At 67.9% G+C, this 13,676-nt stretch carries 12 protein-coding genes and 1 pseudogene; 10 read left to right on the top strand and 3 right to left on the bottom strand.

Annotation, left to right across the window (positions count from 1 at the left end; genetic code table 11):
* A pseudogene (locus tag VF542_RS11070) lies at nt 1-341 on the bottom strand (hypothetical protein); the annotation flags it as partial.
* Between the two features lie 355 nt (nt 342-696).
* Here VF542_RS11070 and VF542_RS11065 point away from each other — a divergent pair.
* Together VF542_RS11065 and VF542_RS11060 are read left to right on the top strand one after the other, a co-directional pair.
* A complete protein-coding gene (locus VF542_RS11065; protein ID WP_408651762.1) occupies nt 697-1,242 on the top strand; it encodes a DUF4396 domain-containing protein in 546 nt (181 codons plus the stop codon).
* 243 nt (nt 1,243-1,485) lie between these two features.
* Nucleotides 1,486-2,034, top strand: a complete 549-nt coding sequence (locus VF542_RS11060; protein WP_408651761.1) for a hypothetical protein — start codon at nt 1,486-1,488, stop codon at nt 2,032-2,034.
* 79 nt (nt 2,035-2,113) lie between these two features.
* Here the strand turns inward: VF542_RS11060 and VF542_RS11055 are convergent, their stop codons facing one another.
* Nucleotides 2,114-2,344, bottom strand: a complete 231-nt coding sequence (locus VF542_RS11055) for a helix-turn-helix domain-containing protein (protein WP_408651760.1) — start codon at nt 2,342-2,344, stop codon at nt 2,114-2,116.
* A 275-nt stretch (nt 2,345-2,619) separates the two neighbouring features.
* Between VF542_RS11055 and VF542_RS11050 the strand changes: the two genes are divergently transcribed.
* The 5 genes from VF542_RS11050 to VF542_RS11030 all read left to right on the top strand — a co-directional run bounded on the left by VF542_RS11050 (nt 2,620) and on the right by VF542_RS11030 (nt 7,690).
* Nucleotides 2,620-3,207 carry a hypothetical protein gene (locus VF542_RS11050; RefSeq protein WP_408651759.1) on the top strand — a complete coding sequence of 196 codons (588 nt, stop codon included), beginning with the start codon at nt 2,620-2,622 and terminating at the stop codon, nt 3,205-3,207.
* Nucleotides 3,204-4,568, top strand: coding sequence for an AAA family ATPase (locus tag VF542_RS11045; protein WP_408651758.1), 1,365 nt, complete (start codon nt 3,204-3,206; stop codon nt 4,566-4,568). Before VF542_RS11050 ends, VF542_RS11045 begins: the two co-directional genes overlap by 4 nt.
* A gap of 90 nt (nt 4,569-4,658) precedes the next feature.
* Entirely contained in the window at nt 4,659-6,065 is a 1,407-nt protein-coding gene (locus VF542_RS11040) for a WS/DGAT/MGAT family O-acyltransferase (protein WP_408651757.1), read from the top strand.
* A gap of 126 nt (nt 6,066-6,191) precedes the next feature.
* Nucleotides 6,192-7,193: a patatin-like phospholipase family protein gene (locus tag VF542_RS11035; RefSeq protein ID WP_408651756.1), complete on the top strand. Its 1,002-nt coding sequence runs from the start codon at nt 6,192-6,194 to the stop codon at nt 7,191-7,193.
* Complete coding sequence (locus VF542_RS11030; RefSeq protein WP_408651755.1) at nt 7,190-7,690, top strand: DUF6912 family protein; 501 nt, start codon at nt 7,190-7,192, stop codon at nt 7,688-7,690. Before VF542_RS11035 ends, VF542_RS11030 begins: the two co-directional genes overlap by 4 nt.
* A 9-nt stretch (nt 7,691-7,699) precedes the next feature.
* Here the strand turns inward: VF542_RS11030 and VF542_RS11025 are convergent, their stop codons facing one another.
* On the bottom strand, nt 7,700-11,926 hold the full coding sequence (locus tag VF542_RS11025; protein WP_408651754.1) for an FtsK/SpoIIIE domain-containing protein: 4,227 nt from the start codon (nt 11,924-11,926) through the stop codon (nt 7,700-7,702).
* Between the two features lie 176 nt (nt 11,927-12,102).
* Here VF542_RS11025 and VF542_RS11020 point away from each other — a divergent pair, with 176 nt between their 5' ends.
* The 3 genes from VF542_RS11020 (at nt 12,103) to VF542_RS11010 (ending at nt 13,674) form a co-directional block, all read left to right on the top strand.
* The gene (locus VF542_RS11020; protein ID WP_408651753.1) at nt 12,103-12,396 is read left to right on the top strand and encodes a WXG100 family type VII secretion target; all 294 of its coding nucleotides are present in this window, start codon (nt 12,103-12,105) and stop codon (nt 12,394-12,396) included.
* 37 nt (nt 12,397-12,433) lie between these two features.
* Nucleotides 12,434-13,009 (top strand): suppressor of fused domain protein, encoded by a 576-nt coding sequence (locus VF542_RS11015; protein WP_408651752.1) that lies wholly within the window; start codon nt 12,434-12,436, stop codon nt 13,007-13,009.
* A gap of 161 nt (nt 13,010-13,170) precedes the next feature.
* Nucleotides 13,171-13,674 carry a MaoC family dehydratase gene (locus VF542_RS11010; protein ID WP_408651751.1) on the top strand — a complete coding sequence of 168 codons (504 nt, stop codon included), beginning with the start codon at nt 13,171-13,173 and terminating at the stop codon, nt 13,672-13,674.
* Nucleotides 13,675-13,676: the final 2 nt, after the last annotated feature.

The raw sequence follows: 13,676 nt of genomic DNA, 5'->3' as shown, positions 1-13,676 counted from the left end.
ACCGGGCTCAGCAGGATCGAGGTGCCGGCTGCGGTGATCACGACCCGGCGCACGGCTGCGGGCGTCACCCGCTCGGCCACCGCGTGACCCAGTCGGCCGAGCCGGCCCGGGAGCAGCGAGACTGCGACGGCTGCCAGGCCGAGCGCCACCCACAGCGCTATCAGCCACAGCAGCGCGCTCGCCAGGGTGGTGGCCGCCGAATCCGCGCCGGCGTGGGCCACCCAGGCCCGCGGCGACCGGAGGTCCCCAGCCAGTTCCACCGGGTGCGGAACGCAGGTTCCCAGTACGTACGCCGTACCGAGCACGGCGACGTAGATCCACCGTCGCGGGTAGCTATTCATTAGTTTCCCTTCGTTTGCTTTCGTTTACATAGATACGCGACTGGTTACCAGCCGTCAAGCGGATGTGGACAGCGGGTGCGAAGCCCGCGACGCAGCACGCGTATGCCGGACGGGGGCATGACGTCAGGCGCTGGGCGCGGCGCTCCGCATCGGGACAGCGCGGGGCCAGGGATCAACCCCGAACGGAACCGGGTTCAGGAAGCCGTAACCACTGACTAGTAATACCCCTGGGGGGTATTTGACAGATGGCGACAAGCGGGCGTATACCTATTGCGAGCAGCACGTTGGCGTCGACAAGAACCCAGTGCCTGCCAGGGGCCCCGTGTCAGAGGGCCGTGTGCAAACCGGAGGGGACATGACCCGCGATCAACAGCACAGCCATCACCAGTCGGTGGCGGTCGCTGCCGAATCCATCCAGGACGAACCGGTGCGGCAGCATCACGCCGCGGCCGCCAGCGGCCGGGAGCTGACCCGGTCAGCCATCTCGGCCACCTTGCATTGCCTCACCGGCTGTGCCATCGGCGAGATTCTCGGGATGGCGCTTGCCACGTGGTGGGGATGGAGCAACGGCCCTTCGATCGCGTTGGCGATCGTGCTCGCGTTCGCCTTCGGCTACGGGCTGAGCATCAGCGCGGTGCTGCGGGCGGGGTTGTCACCGCGGCAGGCCATCGCGGTGGCGCTCGCCGCCGACACCGTGTCGATCCTGACGATGGAGATCATGGACAACGCCGTAATCCTCGCCGTGCCCGGCGCGATGGAGTCCGGACTGGCGGATCTGCTGTTCTGGGGCACGCTAGCGATGTCGCTCGCGGTGGCCTTCGTGGTGACGGTTCCGGTGAACCGAGCCCTGATCGCTCGCGGCAAGGGCCATGCGGTGATGCACGCGTTCCATCACCACTGAGCCGCGCGGCCGGCAGCCGCGCCGGCCTCTCGCCGGGAGGTGAGGGGCCGAGGAGGCATCACCCCTTGGGCAGAGGCGGCGGGCACCATCCCGAGGGGAGGGCCGGCGGGCACCACCCCGAGGGGAGGGCCGGCGGGCACCACCCCGAGATGGGCGACCGGCCGTCGGCCCCACACCCGGTTCCGGCACAATTCGGACGCGGCTGACACCGGCCAGCAGTGACCGTCAACCGAGGAGTGCCGTATGCGCTGGGACGACCTGTTCGCCGACCTGGAGGCCCAAGCCCAAGCTCTGTTGGTGGCTGAGCGGGACGCCGAGGTTGCCGAACTCACCCGCCTGGAGACATCTCGGCTCGAACTGGCAAGCCGGTTGCGGCCGGCGTTGGGTGCGGCGGTCCGTACCCGGTGTCTGGGTGGCATGGTGCTGGCCGGCCGGCTCAGCGCAATCGGTACCGGTTGGCTACTGCTGGATGAGGACGCGGGCCGTGAAGCGTTCGTCGCCACCGCGGCCGTCGTCTCGATTGCCGGCCTCGGCCGGCTTTCCGCACCTGGCTCCGCGCTGGACGCGAGGCTGGGGATCGGCCGTGCGCTGCGCGGGCTGGCCCGCGACCGCTCGGTGCTGCGGGCCTGCCTGATCGATTCCACCGTGGTCGACGGCACATTGGACCGGGTCGGATCCGATTTCGTCGAGTTCGCGGTGCATGCCGCTGGCGAGCCTCGGCGGCGTGAGGAGGTGCGGGAAGTGCTGGTACTGCCCATCGCTGCGCTAGCCGTGCTACGGCGCGACAACTGAGGCGCCCTGGTTCGCCGGGTCGCGGGGACTGGCTACGGCGGGCCATTTCGGCAGGGTGGTTCCTGCCCAGCCGCAGCTGTCAGTCCGTGGCGGAATCGATGAAGGGATGTTCGGCCACGAACTGCTTGGTCTGGTCATACATGCGTGAGATGTAGGACTCCAGCTGCTCGCGCTCGACTCGCCACTGGCCGCGGCCGCCGATCTTGATGGCCGCGAGCTCACCGGAACGGACCAGGGCGTAGGTCTGGGATGCCGAGATGTTGAGCACCTCGGCCACGTCGCTGAGTGTCAGGAATCGTGATTGCGTCATCATCGGCTCATCTCAGTCGTACGTGTCCAGCCGGACGATATCGAAGGCAACTGGGGCCAGCTTGCAAGCCAGTGTGGCAGTTATCAAGGGTTTCTCAGTCGTCTTATCCACAGGGTTTGTCCGGCCGCGTGGGCGTCGCCGCAACCGCTGATGCAAGATGTAGCGCTATGACCGATACGTCACTGCTCCCTCTTGATCCGGCGGCATCGCCGGTGCCACGGCGGCTTATCCCACCACGCTGGCTGGATCCACGGCTCATCGGTGGTGTCGTTCTGGTGCTGGTCGCTGTATTGGTCGGTTCGGTGGTGGTGTCCTCGGCGGACCGCCGACGACCGGTCTGGTCGCTGAGCCGCGACGTTGCCGCGGGCACCGTGCTGACCGGGGCCGACCTTCGCCCGGTCCGGGTGCAACTCGGCACGGCCGCATCCCGGTATCTCGATGCCGACATCGCGGTCGCCGGCCGGACCGTGCACCGCTCACTGCACGGCGGGGAGTTGCTCGCGGCGGCGGAGTTGGCCGATCCGGAGCCAGGCGTGACGGTGACCATCCCGATGCAGCCGGAGAACGCGCCGGCGATCAGTCGCGGTGAGCGGATCACCCTGTGGCTCAGTACGAAGACCTGTCACGGGCTGGTGTTGCTCAGCGGTGTGCCGGTGCAGAGCGCGGACAAGGTGACCGGCGCCGCCTTCGGGTCGGCGACCGGATCACTGCTGATCGTCCGGATCTCCGCTGCCGATGCCAAGCGGGTCGTCTCGTCGCTGGACCTGGAAGGTGCGGTACTCCGGGCCGGCGTGCTATCGCCCGGCGAGCAGCCGGAACCACCGTCGGAGGCGTTGGCCAGCTGCGCAGGCAGCGCCCGATGACGATAGCCGTGGCGAGCGCCGCTGACGGTGCCCCGTGGGAGGCGTCGCTGCTGGCCGAACTGGGCCGTAGCAACGGGGTCGAGGGCATCACCGTGGTACGGCGGTGCGTCGACCTCGTGGAACTGCTGGCGGTCGCCGGTTCGGGCCAGGCTCTTGCCGCTCTCGTCGATGCCCACGTGCGCCGGCTGGACGCCGACGCCGTCGACCGGTTGGCCGCCAGCGCGGTGGCGGTCATCGGGGTCACCGCGCCTGGTGCCGAGGCCGATGTCGAGCGGTTGCGGGACGCTGGCATCAGGTTCTTCGTTCCTTCCAATGCCGCGGCGGCCGTGTTCACGGCAGTGATCCAGGCCGCGGTCGCCGAGCGATCGGAATCGGGCGGGTCCCCAGCCGAGAACGCCTTCGGTGATCCCGCGTTCGCGACCGGCTCGCTGCCCCCTGATCAGCGGTTGGCCGGGGGGTCCGGTCCAGCTTCCGGCCGGCGGGCTGAGGTCGGGACGTCCACAATGGATAGCCCGGGTGAGCCGGCACGTACCCGGCCGGGAAAGGTGATCGCGGTCTGGGGACCGACCGGTGCTCCCGGTCGCACGACCACCGCCACCACGCTTGCTGATGAGATGGCTCGGCTTGGTCAGCGCTCGCTGCTGATCGACGCCGACGTCTACGGCGGTGTTGCCGCTGCGATGTTCGGTCTGCTGGATGAGTCTCCCGGCCTGGTAGCAGCCTGCCGGCAAGCCCAATCCCGACGTTTGGACGTCGAGGGCCTGGCGTCGCTCTGCTGGCAGGTGAGCGCTGACCTTCGAGTATTGACGGGCATTTCGCGGGCCGATCGCTGGCCCGAACTGCGCAGCACGGCGCTTCAGACGGTGCTGACCGTAGCGCGGGCATTGGCCGACTACACCGTGGTCGACCTTGGCTTCGCCCTCGAGACCGATGAGGAACTGAGCTTCGACACGCTGGCCCCTCGACGTAACGGCGCGACGCTGGCGGTGCTGGAGGAGTCGGATCTCATCCTGGCGGTCGGTTCGGCCGACCCGATCGGCATTCAACGGCTGGTGCGCGGGCTGGGCGAGCTGCGGGCCGCGGCCTTCGACACTCCGGTCTGGATCGTGCTGAACCGGGTCCGCCGAAGCGCGGTGCCGGGCACGCCCGAGATCGAGCTCAACGCCGCGCTGCAACGGTTCGTCGGTCAGTCCTGCGCGGCGCTGCTGCCCTATGACCTCCTCGGCTTGGACCAGGCCGCGGTAGCTGGACAGACACTGGCCGAAGCGGTGCCGGCCAGCCCGCTGCGCGGCGCCGTCACCGAGCTGGCCGTTGCCATCTGCGGCGTTCCGTCGCCACGGCAGGGCCGGCGCCGCAAGTAGCGTGTAAGAGCCGAGTCGGGGTGCTTCCAGCAGCCGGCGAGGACCCGGCCCTCGTCTTCGGCGCTGCCCAGTGAAGGAGTTCTTGCAGATATGGCAGACAGGTTGAACCCGCTCGATGTGTCGTTCCTGTACCTCGAAGGCCGGACGACGCCGATGCATGTGGGTGGCCTCGCGGTGTTCGAGCCGCCGTCGGAGGGCTTTGACTACGACACGTTCGTGGACCTGATCGAGCACCGGATCTCGCTGGTGCCGCGCTACCGGCAGAAGGTCAAGTCCATCCCCGGCCACCTGGCCAATCCCGTCTGGGTGGACGACGGCCACTTCGACCTGGCTTATCACGTCCGGCGCTCGGCACTGCCACGTCCCGGCTCCGATGAGCAGTTGCGCGAGCTCGTTGCCAGGGTGCAGTCGCGACCGCTGGATCGAAACCGCCCGCTGTGGGAGATGTACCTCGTCGAGGGGCTGGCCGGGGGCCGCTTTGCCGTGATCCACAAGACGCACCACGCGATGGTCGACGGCATCAGCGCGGTGGATATCGCGCAAGTCATCCTCGACACCACGCCGGTACCACGCGAGCTTCCTGAGGACCTCTGGATGCCGCGGCCGGAGCCTGGCTCGACCAGCCTGCTCATCGACGCGGTCACCGAACTGATCCGGCGTCCCACCGCGGTAGCCGATACCGTCCGGATCGGCCTGGCGGACGCCCGTAACGTTGCCTCGCAGGTCACGGGGGCGGTTACCGGCGTGCTGTCGGCCGCCCGAATCGTTGCCCGGCCTGCTCCTGACTCCCCGCTGAACGCCGCGATCGGATCCCAGCGCCGGTTCGCCGTGGCCCGGACAGAGCTCGAGGACTACAAGAAGGTGCGCAAGTACCGCGGCGGCACGGTGAACGACGTGGTTCTGGCGACCGTGGCCGGTGCCATCCGAGGCTGGCTGCTGTCCCGTGGCGAACCGGTGACGCCATCCACGACCGTTCGAGCGATGGTTCCGGTCAGCGTCCGGGGCGACAGCGACTCGGGCCAACCCGGCAACCGAGTGTCCTCCTATCTGGTGGACCTTCCGGTCGGTGAGCCGAATCCGATGGTGCGGCTGAGCCAGGTCAGCTATGCGATGAAGGCTCACAAGGAGTCCGGTCAGTCGGTGGGTGCCGAGGCGCTGGCGGCGCTGTCCGGCTTCGCCCCGCCGACACTGCATGCGTTGGGCGCCCGAGCGGCAAGCAGCTTCACCCGACGGCTGTTCAACGTGGTGATCACGAACGTGCCGGGACCGCAGTTTCCGTTGTATGCCTCCGGAGCCAGGATGCTGGAGATGTTCCCGGTGATCCCCTTGGCCGCCGGACAGGCTGTGTCGATCGCCCTGACCTCCTATGACGGCGGTGTGTTCTTCGGCCTCAATGCCGACCGGGATGCGATGCACGACGTCGACGTGCTCGCCTCCCTGATCGAGGAGTCGCTGGCCGAGTTGATTGCCGCATCCAATGGCGCACGCCGGCGCTGATTGCGGCTTGTCAGTGGCGATCGAGTTTCTCGTTCGAGCATGTTCCGCACGAATGAATGGGGTATGACATACCTTGCCTACGGCAGGCTTGTGCTCATCAGGAGTCCCGCGGAAGGGGTCGCAGAGGTGGCTGGTAAATCCAAGCCGGTCCGCCGGGCGTTCGTCTTCGGCGGCGGCGGTGTGCTCGGGTTCGCATGGATGGTCGGTGCACTCACCGCATTGGAGCACGAGCTGGGAATCGAGCCCGCTCCCGATGACCTGCGGATCGGCACGTCGGCGGGCGCGGTCATCTCCGGGTTGCTCGGCTGCGGGTTGGATGTCGATGAGATCCGTCGGCACCAGATCGGCATGCGCCTGCCGGAGGACCCGCCGATCAGCTGGAATTACGACTCCGACAGTGGCGGCAGCCGGCCGCCCCGTCCGTTGTGGTGGCCCGGCTCTCCGCGTCTGGTGTGGGACGGCATCCGCCGCCCCGCCAGCGTGTCGCCGATGCTGGCCCTGTCCGGCCTGTTGCCCAAGGGAAGAGGCAGCCTTCAGCCGATCCATCGGGTGCTCGACAGCGTGGTCGCCGAAACCGTGGGCACCGGAAACTGGCCATCGCGAACCTGGATCATCGCCACGAACTACTCCACCGGCCGGCGGACTGTCTTCGGCCGTGAGGGCGAACCGATCGCCGGCTTGGCAGATGCGGTCTGCGCCTCGTGCGCCATACCGGCCTGGTACACGCCGATGGTCATCGATTCCCAGCCGTACATAGACGGTGGGTCTGTCTCCAACGCCTCGGTGGATCTGCTTTCCGGTCAGGATCTGGACGAGGTGTTCGTGCTCGCTCCGATGGCTGCCGTCGATCCGGACAGCCCACGCTCGCCGGTGGCACGGCTGGAACGGCGGGTCCGGCGCTCCATCACCCGAGGCATCAGCAAGGATGTTGCCCGGTTGCGCGATGGCGGAGCCCGAGTCACGCTGCTCACGCCCGGGCCGGAAGACCTGACGGCGATGGGGGTAAACCTGATGAATCCCCGGCACCGGACGGTCGTTCTGCACACCGCGATGCGGACGGTGGCCAGCACACTTCGAGATCAGCGACGACAAGAGGGCTTTTCCACTCCCCAGGCAGGTACCGGATGAGGGTCTACCTGCCAGCCACCTCCACCTTGCTGGCTTCCTTGGCGAGTAGCGGTGTGCTGGGGCCGGCTCCGTTGACGGGATTCGCCGTGACCCCAGGTTTGCGCGAGTACTACCTCGACGACGACCTGGAGGCACTGGAGTACGCGGCCGCTGCCGAAGCGGCCCGGGCTGCTTTGCGGCTGATGGCGGCAGATCCGGGCGCCGCGAAACGCCGGTTCGTGGTTTCAGCCGACGTCCCTGACGCCTCCGTCTCGGTGCGTGACGATCTTGACAGGGGCGTCGTGCGGGTAGCTGTTGAGATTCCGTTGGCATGGTGTGCCTCCGTGCATGCCGATGATGCCGACGCCGAGGAGACGGTGGCTGCCGCGGCGGAGCAGATCGACGCCGCGGACCTCGGTGACCCGGCTGCGGAGGAAGCGATCGACGACGCCGAAGGCTTCGAGCTCTCCTGGTACGCGACGCAGGAGATCGAGGACCTGCTGGCGGAACTGCGCTGACCCTTCGCCTCATAGCGCTACCTGCAAGGCAAGGCCATCCGGTGCGGTTCTGCGAAGGGCGTCGGTCACCAGGAGGCCGCGTCCCGGCGGTGATGGCATGCGGTGCGCAGGGATACGGATACCCAGCAGGTCACCGTCGGCAGGGCTGGGTTGCAACAGCAGTCCGGTTCGGCGCCGGCGCGCCACTGCGGCCGGCCCGCGGAAGCTCACCGCCAGATCGTCTGAACGTGCCGTCGCGATGACCGCGGCAGGGTGGCTGGCGGCAAGGTCGGTCAGCCAGGTTCCGCTTGCGGTGTCGTCGAACTGCTCCGCATCATCGATGAACACCACCTGTCCCGCAAAGGATGCGCACGCGTCACCCAGATCAGCCGGTGAGTCCGGAGCGAGGACGTCGAGGCCTTGTCCGCTCGCCCACGCCGCGAGCAGCGATCGAGGGGGAGCGGCCACCAGGATGACCAACCCGGCTTGCAGTGCCTGCCGGGCCATCATGACGGCGGTGGTGCTGCGTCCACTCAGGGGAGGGCCGCAGATCAGGAATCTGGCGTGGGCGACGAACAGCGGGGCCCAGACCGGATGAGCGTCATCCCCGCCGACGCCGAGAAGGCAAGCGCCGGTTTGATCCACCGGCTCCTGAGGATCGAAGTCCTCCTCACGGTGACCCGCCGGGCAGCGAATCAGCTCTGCTAGGCGAACAGCTGTCGGCAGGCTTCTGATCCTTATGGCCGGTCCGGTGGCGGGGGGTACCGGCCGCGCCGTGCTGAGCCGGCATGCGGCTGCTTGTTCTGCCCCCGGGTTGGCATCGAGGGTGAGTAGGGCGAGTTGGATCTCCAGGCCATCATCGGCACTCACCGCTCGGCCCGGTTCGAACTGGGCCGGAAGACTGGTCACGCTCAGCCCGGCCGCCGCATAGTCACCACGATCGATCAGAGCGAGCAACAGCTTGCGGCTCAGTGCCGGGGCGATCCGCAGGCCCAGCATCGCTCTGCCGCCCGCGATGAGCACGGTGATTCCCACCGCTGCCCCGTCGCGTAGGACGCGAACCAACGCTTCCACCGACCGGCCGGCGTCGTAGTCGTCACTGAGCGCGGTGAACCCCTCCCAGCCGTCCAACGCCACCAGTATCACCGGCAGCGCCGTGCCGGTGAGGTGCGCCTCGGCCAGGGTGCTGACCCCGAGACCGGCTAACATGCGTTGCCTGGCGCCGACTTCCTCGACCAGCCTGGTGCTCAGCCGCGTCACTGCACTCGGATCGTCACGGTTGACCACCGCTCCGCAGTGCGGAAGTCGGGAGAAGTGGTGGAAGCCCTGGCCCGAACAGTCCATCACGTAGAGGTGAAGCTGCTCCGGATCCAGTTGTGCGCAGGCTCGTGCCAGGAAGGTGTGCAGGGCGCTGGTCCGTCCTGATCTCGGACCGCCGACGAAACCGATGGAGCCACCGCCGAGCAGATCGTGGGAGGCAGCGAACTGCCGCTGCCGGCCAGGGTCATCGGTGAGCCCGAACCGGATGTCGAAGGGTGCCGCCGGGGCCGCCGCCAGCTCAGAGGTCGTCAAGCGGGTCGGCAGCGGTGGCAGCCAGGGACGCTCGGGCAGTGGTCGTTTCAGCTCGGCTACCGCCTCTAGCATGGCCGTACGCAACAACTGAAGGTCCTCGGCGAATTCAGGGACGGCGGTGGACTCGCTCCTGCGGTTCCATGCATCCAGCGTCGTGATCGCGATCGGCTCCGGCATGAGAACTCGTTGCCCGGCCCGTGCGGCCTGGAACTCCACCAGGCCGTCTGCCAGCCGGGCGAAGCCGCGTCCGGGCTGGTTCTTGGAGATTCGGTGAGCGACATCGCTGCCGATCACGTCATGCGACTCGGCCGCCTCGGTCACCCGCAGCGCGATGCGCAACGAGATGTTGGCCCTTATCTGCGGAGAGACCACGCCGGCCGGCCGCTGGGTGGCAAGCACCAGGTGCAGCCCCAGCGACCGGCCGCGTTGTGCGATCCCGATCAATCCGGAGAGGAAGTTCGGTAGTTCCTCGGCGAGGTAGGCGAACTCGTCCACCACGAGGACCAGCCGCGGCAGCCGTTGCAGCTCGTTGAGCGGTGAGCGGCGATAGCCGTCCAGGTCGGTGACGCCGGCCTCGGCGAATGCGCTCTCCCGGCGCCGGAGCTCGGCATTGAGTGAGCTCAGAGCTCTGCTTGTGAGATGGCCGTCCAGGTCGGTTACCAGGCCGACCGTGTGCGGAAAGTCCGCGCACTCGGCGAAGGCCGCCCCACCCTTGTAGTCGATGAGCACGAAGGCGACGTCGTCCGGCGCGTGCCGGGTAGCCAGGCCGGTCACGATGCTGCGCAACAGCTCGGACTTGCCAGATCCGGTGGAGCCAGCGATGAGCAGGTGCGGCCCGTCCCGCAGGAGGTCGAGTACCACTGGGCCGTTCGCCGCCATGCCGATCGGCGTGGCGGCTGGTACCGGCACAGCCCAGCGGCGCAACAGTGACCGCGCGCTGACCCCGGCATCCTCCAGCAGGTCCGCCAGCCAGACCTCGCCGGGCAACTCGGCGGCGCCGGCCGATTCGGCGTCCCGCAGCGGGGCCAGGGCGCGTGCCAGCTGGTCGGCCCACCGTAGCGAGACCCGGTCGGCGACGGCCCGCAGTGCTGCCCGGCCCGGTTCACAAAGCTCTATCACCGAGCCGGTCTCAGACATGAGCACCGCCGTGGACCGGCATGACGGCGGCAGCAACCGGGCTTCCTCGTCGACGCAGACTGCGGTCACACCCACCTCCGGGCCCTGTTCCAGCACCGGGAGGAGGACGTCCAAGCCAGCCAGTCGGCTTGCCCGGTCCAGCAGCACCACGATTCTCGGGCCGAGCCAGCTGCCACCGGAATGCCGGGCTCGCCGGTCGGCAATGATGCCCATCAGGTTCGCCAGCAGCAGCCGGTGCTCGTCCGGCTGGGTCGCGACGGCCTTGACCGTTGCGGATGCCCACCTGAGCCAACGCCACTCGGCGATCTCGCCGTCCAGTAGCGCGACAATCGAAAGATCGCGCGGCGAGTGCAGCGCCAGCAACTGTGCTATCACCCAGCGTGCCGAGCCCCGTACCAGTGACAAAGGACCAGCCAGCCCGAGGGTGCCCTCAAGGAGCGAGACTGTGGCAGGTGCCTGCGTGATTACGCCGGAGGGCAGCAAGCGTCCCGACCTCGATGCCGCGGTGTCGGCAGCCTGGTCCGCCGTCCCGATGCGAACCGTCAGGAAACCGATCTCGGCAGGCCGGCGTTCCCACAACCGGGTGTCGGGAATGACGGCGGCCTGCAGCACGGCGCCCGCGTCGGGGCAGTCACGGTGCCGCCTGCCTGCCTCTGCTGCCAGCCGGACGTCGAGTTCAGCGAGAGCGGCACCTTCGGCTTGGGCATGCAGCATCCGGGTCTTGGCGCCGGCTCGACGCCACTGACGGCGGTCAACCGCTGCCCCCGCGAGCACCGTGAACGGGCTCAGCAGCGCGAAGGCGAGGAATTGACTGTTGTGCATGAGGATCGCGCAGCTCACACCGAACACCGCTGGCGGCAGCGCGGTCAACCATTGCAACCGCGGGCGGCTCGTCGTGAGCGGTTCGGCGGGGAACTCCAGCGGCTCCCGTGTGATCGACTCGGGAATTCGAGGAGGCCGGTGTACCAGCAGGCCGCCCTGGCCGTCGGCAGTGACCGCGGCCGGCGGGTCGGACGCGGCCTGCACGCACAACCGCGAGCCGCCCACCGTGAGCACGTCGCCCAATTCCACAGGCCGGGCCTCTGATCCCACTGGCGTGCCGTTCAGCCAGGTTCCATTGGTGGAATCCAGGTCACGCACCGAGATGCCCCGAAGGTCGACCCAGAGTTCGGCGTGCCGCCGGGAGACGTCGGGGTCATCAAGGCCAACATCAGCCTGGCAGGTGCGCCCGATCAGGTAGCGGCCACGGGGCAGCGCAATCAGCTGGCCGCTGTCCGGCCCGCCGACGACTCGTAGCTGCAGAGCCGAACCCGTCGACAGCGGGCGCGTTCCGCCGGCACCAACGGCGATCACGCATCCCGATCGCAGGCCCGCATCGCCCAGCAGGGCAGTCGGTGACAGTGGCCCACCCGCACTGGACAAGGTCGTTGTCCCAGGGTCGGAGGTCAGGTCGCAGAGCAGTGGGCGTAACTGCCTGACCGTGGTGCCGGGCTCGGCCACCACCTCGATGTCATGCTCGAGTTCTCCTGATCGGAGCGTCAATGTCACCCGCATGGCCGCGAGTCTGGTCCATGCGCCGGCCTGGATGTCGGCTCAGTCGGCGCTGCTGTGGATAACAGCAACTTATCCACAGCAACGCTTCTTCCCTGCAATCAGCAGGCGATGCCCCATACGGTTGAGCGGCTTCACCCACCGGCCGGACACCACACGGAGGACCACAGCACATGACGGGTTTGAAAGTCTCACCACAGCAACTCAGCACCCTCGGTGGCAGCTGCAGGCGGACCGCTACCGACATCAGGGGTCAACAGGTCAGCCTCAAGACGCAGTTGACGCCGCTGTTCGGCGCCGACTGGTCCGGTGCTGCCGCAACCCAGTTCGCGTCGTTGTACGAGCAGTTCAACAGAAACGCCGAGGGCTTGACGGCTGCTCTGGAAGGTATCGGCAGCCTGCTCGGTCACGCCGGCCAGAGCTATGCGGCAGTGGAGGAGCAGATCGCTGCTTCCTTCCGAGGGTGAGGTGAAGCCGTCGATGTCCTAGCGATAGCGTCCAGGGGTGACTGGCGCTCCGGGCATCCTGCAGCTTGTCGAAGCCGCGTACCGGCAGCACTTCGAAGTCATACCGGCTCGGGCCTCGGTGTCCTTCCTGGGCTTGGAGCCGATCGAGATCCTGCGCTATCCCGACGGTCGCGGCGACCACTACGTCAGCCTCGGTATGTCGCGTCACCCGATGGCAGACCCCGCTGCGCTGGTGATCGCGGCCGAGAGCGCTCCGCGGGCGGAACTGCTGCTGTCCGCGGCCGGACGGCCGGAACCGCTCTGGCGCAACCTGGCCGTGCTCGCCGCCGCTCCGGCGGTGGAGGGGGCGGTGTACCAGGTGGGTAACAGGGTCGATCTCGCTGAACCGCTCTGCCCCGGCTCGCGTTGTACCGGCGGCGTTCTGACCACCGCCGGGCTTGAGCCGATCGCAGTGCCGGGAGTGGCAGCTGTCCACGTTCTGCGAGTGCTTCCCGCGACCCGGACCGAGCTTGCCTGGGCACGGGTGCACGGTAGTGAGCAGCTCCAGCAGCGCTGGCTGACGGCTGGAACCGACCTGACTGACCTGATGCGCGACCCGGTCGAGCTGACGTGAGCACGCCTGCCTGCGCTCACAAGCCGGCGCCGCCTGCCAGTTGCGGTTGCTACGCGGCGGGACGCCTTGATCGGTGACCAAGGGCACCCCGGGAAAGCAGTTCCCGGCCTGGCGGTGTCCGGCACGATAGCCACACGCAAGCCAACCGCGAGGAGGTAGCTGTGCAGTTCGGGCGTAGTTATGAGGAGTTCGAGGTCGGTGCTACCTATCGGCACTGGCCCGGCAAGACGATCACCGAAGCCGATGACCACCTCTTCTGCCTGATAACCATGAACCACCACCCACTGCACCTGGATGCCAACTACGCCGAAACCACGACTCAGTTCGGCAAGAACGTCGTGGTGGGCAACCTGATCTACTCGGTGCTGTTGGGGCAGTCGGTGCCTGACGTCTCCGGTAAGGCCATCGCGAACCTGGAGATCGAATCGTTGCGCCACGTGGCACCGACCTTTCATGGCGACACGATCTACGGCGAAACCCTGGTCCTGGACAAGTGGGAGTCCAGGTCGAAGGACGATCGGGGCGTCGTCTATGTCGAAACCAAGGGCTACAAGCAGGACGGCACGGTGGTGTGCATCTTCCGGCGCAAGGTCATGGTGCCCAAGCAGAGCTACCTGGATGCCCGTGGTGGGGAGCAGCCCGGTAGGCCGGTGCCGAGTAGCTGAGC

Origin of the sequence: Jatrophihabitans sp. (genome assembly GCF_036389215.1) — a bacterium.
Classification (GTDB): domain Bacteria; phylum Actinomycetota; class Actinomycetes; order Mycobacteriales; family Jatrophihabitantaceae; genus Jatrophihabitans_A.
The sequence above is the reverse complement of the archived record's forward strand: the minus strand, read 5'-3'. Positions and strand labels throughout refer to the sequence as shown.

Coding starts and splice junctions, on each gene's coding strand:
- VF542_RS11045 (WP_408651758.1), top strand. CDS start 3,204: ATGACGATAGCCGTGGCGAGCGCCGCTGACGGTGCCCCGTGGGAGGCG.
- VF542_RS11020 (WP_408651753.1), top strand. CDS start 12,103: ATGACGGGTTTGAAAGTCTCACCACAGCAACTCAGCACCCTCGGTGGC.
- VF542_RS11055 (WP_408651760.1), bottom strand. CDS start 2,344: ATGACGCAATCACGATTCCTGACACTCAGCGACGTGGCCGAGGTGCTC.
- VF542_RS11060 (WP_408651761.1), top strand. CDS start 1,486: ATGCGCTGGGACGACCTGTTCGCCGACCTGGAGGCCCAAGCCCAAGCT.
- VF542_RS11065 (WP_408651762.1), top strand. CDS start 697: ATGACCCGCGATCAACAGCACAGCCATCACCAGTCGGTGGCGGTCGCT.
- VF542_RS11040 (WP_408651757.1), top strand. CDS start 4,659: ATGGCAGACAGGTTGAACCCGCTCGATGTGTCGTTCCTGTACCTCGAA.
- VF542_RS11030 (WP_408651755.1), top strand. CDS start 7,190: ATGAGGGTCTACCTGCCAGCCACCTCCACCTTGCTGGCTTCCTTGGCG.